The sequence below is a fragment of the Vibrio sp. D173a genome (assembly GCF_030248475.1).
Map to the genome: position 1 here is coordinate 1 of NZ_JAHGAH010001420.1, position 733 is coordinate 733.

The 733-nt window shown below is 45.2% G+C and carries 1 protein-coding gene; it reads left to right on the forward strand.

Going from position 1 to position 733, the window contains the following annotated elements:
* Positions 1–71 precede the first annotated feature (71 nt).
* Positions 72–733, forward strand: a 662-nt coding sequence (gene modC / locus KIV40_RS33780) for a molybdenum ABC transporter ATP-binding protein (protein ID WP_285353797.1), incomplete at its 3' end; no start/stop codon positions are given.

The following is a 733-nucleotide window of genomic DNA, read 5'->3' on the forward strand; positions in this document are numbered from 1 at the left end:
ATTGCACTTGGCTCTTTGATGTTATCGGAGTGGTTGAACCGTAAAACGGCGAGTAAATTAGGAGGCAATCAATGAGTCAGTTGATATTAAATTATCAGCAAAAGCTCGGCGATACTGAGTTTGATGTAGACCTCAATCTACCAAGCCACGGAATCACTGCTATTTTTGGCCGTTCTGGTGCTGGCAAAACGACGTTGATTAATGCCATCAGTGGCCTTAAAAACCCAGACAGTGGTCATATTGTGGTGTCTGGTAAAACCTTGTTTGATAGCTCTAAGGGTATTAATCTGCCTGTCCACCAGCGCAATGTCGGCTATGTATTTCAAGAGTCGCGTCTGTTTCCACACATGAAGGTAAGCAGCAACCTTAGATACGGTGTTAAAACCTTCGATAGGGATCATTTCGATCAAGTGGTGGATCTTCTCTCTTTGCGAGCTCTACTTGATCGTTACCCTGCAAAATTATCCGGTGGTGAGAAGCAGCGTGTAGCAATCGGTCGAGCGCTACTCTCTAAACCGAATATCTTACTGATGGATGAACCATTAGCCTCGCTTGATCTGCCGCGCAAACGTGAGGTGATGCCGTTTTTAGAGAACCTATCTGAAAGCGTGAAAATTCCCATTATCTATGTGACTCACAGTCTAAATGAGATCCTCAGGCTCTCTAATCACTTGGTGATTCTTGAACAGGGAAAGGTACTCTCTTCGGGGCAAACTGAAGAGGTGTGGGCGTC